The following is a 2,730-nucleotide window of genomic DNA, read 5'->3' on the forward strand; positions in this document are numbered from 1 at the left end:
CGTCATTGGCTACGGTCGCGAGGGCATCGTCCGCCCCTGGGTGATCAGACATTCCGACGGCCATCTCGCAACCTTCGTGCCCAAGGCGCGGCTCGTTCTCGGCCATGGCGAACCGATGCTGGATGCGGCGCTCGCCGGCTGCGGCATCGCCTTCCTGCCGACATGGCTGGCCGCCGACAGCCTCAAAAGCGGCGATCTCGAAATGGTGCTGTCGGAATGCCTGGTCGAGAACATCGTCGTGCATGCCGTCTGGCCGGTGACGCGCGCGCTCACGCCAAAGGTGCGGGTTGTCGTCGACGCCCTCGTCGAACATTTTTCGGCGCCGCCCTGGGATGCCGCGTGAGCGAAATACCGGTCATTTCTCAAAAATCACGCCGGACTATTTTCGAAGACCGCGCCACAATGCTATTGACCGCTCATGTTATACGTCGAAATCGCTATCGTGGTCGTCCTCATCTGCGTGAACGGCCTTTTGTCGATGTCCGAGCTCGCCATCGTCTCGTCGCGCCCGGCCAGGCTGAAAGCGATGATCGACCGCGGCACCAATGGCGCCGGCCGCGCCCTTGATCTTGGCTCAAATCCCGGCAAGTTCCTGTCCTCGGTGCAGATCGGCATCACCTTGGTCGGCGTCCTCTCCGGCGCCTTTTCCGGCGCCACGCTCGGCGAACGGCTGGCGCAGTTCCTGGCTTCGACCGGCATCCGCGAGACTGTCGCCGACCCGCTAGGCGTCGGCATCGTCGTTGCTATCATCACCTATTTCTCGCTGATCGTCGGCGAGCTGGTGCCCAAGCAGATCGCGTTGCGTGATCCCGAGCGGGTCGCCGCCAGGGTCGCTCCGGCGATGACCATCCTCGCCACGGTGTCGGCGCCGCTGGTCTTCCTGCTCGACTTCTCCGGCCGCACCATATTGTGGCTGCTCGGTCAGCGCGGCGAAAGCGAGGAAAAGGTCACCGACGAGGAGATCAAGATGCTGGTCGCCGAGGCCGAGCATCACGGCACCATCGAATCCGACGAGCGGCGCATGATCGCCGGCGTCATGCGGCTTGGCGACCGCGCCGTGCGCGCGGTGATGACGCCGCGCACCGAAGTCGACTGGATCAATCTGCAATCCGACGAGGCGGCCATCCGCAAGCTGCTCATGGAAACCCAGCATTCGCGCCTGCCGGCAGGCGACGGCGGCGTCGACGTCATGGTCGGCGTCGTCCAGACGCGTGATGTGCTGGCCGCACTGCTTGCCGGCCGCGTGCTCGATCCGCGCAGGCATGTGCGCGCAGCCCCCATCGTCTACGACCAGGCCGACGCGCTCGATGTGCTGCAGAAGCTAAAGGAATCCGACGTGCCGATGGCGCTGGTGCATGACGAATACGGCCATTTCGAAGGCATCGTCACCCCGGCCGACATTCTGGAAGCCATCACCGGCGTGTTCCGCGCCGACACCGACGCCGGCGACGAGGAAAACGCGGTCAAGCGCGAGGACGGCTCGTGGCTGCTCGCCGGCTACATGCAGGCCGACGAGATGGCCGACATTCTCGGCATCGACCTGCCGGAAAACCGCGATTACGAAACCGTCGCCGGCTATGTGCTGTCGCATATGCACCATCTGCCGGCGACTGGCGAATGCGTCGACGCGCAGGGCTGGCGCTTCGAGGTGGTCGATCTCGACGGCCGCCGCATCGACAAGCTGATCGCCACCCGCCTGGCCGGCGCCCCTCGCGAGGCGGTGCGCTGACGGTCGACGCGATTTGCGGCATTTCGCTCTATCGTTCCCAGAAGGACTTGGCGATCTCTCCCTCGACCTGCTGTATCGTCAGGCCGATATCGTCGATCAGATGCGGATTGTCCTTCGACATTTGCCTGAGCTGCCAGCGAAAGCGTATCCGCTCGCGCCAGGTCCGATCGTGCCAGCTCGCGATGATGCTTCGCAGGGTCTTTAGGAGCCGGCGCGATGCCGGCCGCACGGGCGTTCCCGGCCGCGCTGCACAAGTGAGGGTATTGGTCATGGCAACCTCCATATGGTTTGAGGGCCTAGGGCTCTCGATGAGGTTGAATTCTGCGCGATACGGACGGCGCCGTAATTAAGCCCTCCCAAATAGTTCCCAAAACTTCCAAACGAGCTAGAGCGGCCCTATAGATGCGCCTATGCAGGGATCGCGTTTTGCCTTTGGTCCGTTCGTGCTTGATCCGCATGCGGGAACGCTGCTTCGGAACGATGTCCCCGTTGCCGTCGGCTATCGCGGGCTGAGCCTGCTTGCGGCACTCGTCGGGCGGCCCGGCGAAATCCTCGGAAAAGCCGAACTGATGGACGCCGCGTGGCCGGGCACGGCCGTCGAGGAAGGCAATCTCACCGTCCAGATCGCGCAGCTGCGCAAGCTGCTTGGCCCCGTCGGCGACAACGGCGAATGGATATCCACCGTTCCGCGCGTCGGCTACCGTTTCACTGGGGCCGTCGAACAGCTGGGCGAGGCCAGGCGAAAACCCTTGCCGCTGCCCGACAAACCGTCGATAGCCGTGCTGCCCTTCGTCAATTTCAGCAACGATCCCGAGCAGGATCCCTTCGTGGATGGGTTGACGGAAGACCTGATCACCGACCTGTCCAGAATCTCCGGCCTGTTCGTCATCGCCCGCAACTCGACCTTTGCCTACAAGGGAAAAGCGATGGACGTGCGCGAGATCGCCGGGGATCTTGGCGTGCGCTACCTGTTGGAAGGCAGTGCAAGACGCGCCGCGGGG

Annotated in this window: 4 protein-coding genes; 3 read left to right on the forward strand and 1 reads right to left on the reverse strand. The window is 64.0% G+C overall.

Annotated elements, in window-relative coordinates:
• Window positions 1-343 (forward strand): LysR substrate-binding domain-containing protein (locus EN969_RS25635; protein ID WP_245467500.1); only part of this gene is annotated, 343 nt, incomplete at its 5' end.
• A gap of 75 nt (window positions 344-418) precedes the next feature.
• Complete coding sequence (locus EN969_RS25640) at window positions 419-1,729, forward strand: hemolysin family protein (protein WP_024504164.1); 1,311 nt, start codon at window positions 419-421, stop codon at window positions 1,727-1,729.
• Window positions 1,730-1,757: 28 nt separating this feature from the next.
• Here the strand turns inward: EN969_RS25640 and EN969_RS25645 are convergent, their stop codons facing one another.
• The gene (locus EN969_RS25645; protein WP_013530057.1) at window positions 1,758-2,000 is read right to left on the reverse strand and encodes a hypothetical protein; all 243 of its coding nucleotides are present in this window, start codon (window positions 1,998-2,000) and stop codon (window positions 1,758-1,760) included.
• A gap of 139 nt (window positions 2,001-2,139) precedes the next feature.
• Between EN969_RS25645 and EN969_RS25650 the strand changes: the two genes are divergently transcribed.
• On the forward strand, window positions 2,140-2,730 hold a 591-nt coding region (locus EN969_RS25650), incomplete at its 3' end, for a winged helix-turn-helix domain-containing protein (RefSeq protein WP_206525229.1).

Source organism: Mesorhizobium sp. M7A.F.Ca.CA.003.01.2.1 (genome assembly GCF_003998945.1).
GTDB lineage: Bacteria > Pseudomonadota > Alphaproteobacteria > Rhizobiales > Rhizobiaceae > Mesorhizobium > Mesorhizobium ciceri.

Excerpts from the sequence above, each read along its gene's own strand:
- EN969_RS25640 (WP_024504164.1), top strand. The coding sequence starts at position 419 with ATGTTATACGTCGAAATCGCTATCGTGGTCGTCCTCATCTGCGTGAAC.
- EN969_RS25645 (WP_013530057.1), bottom strand. The coding sequence starts at position 2,000 with ATGACCAATACCCTCACTTGTGCAGCGCGGCCGGGAACGCCCGTGCGG.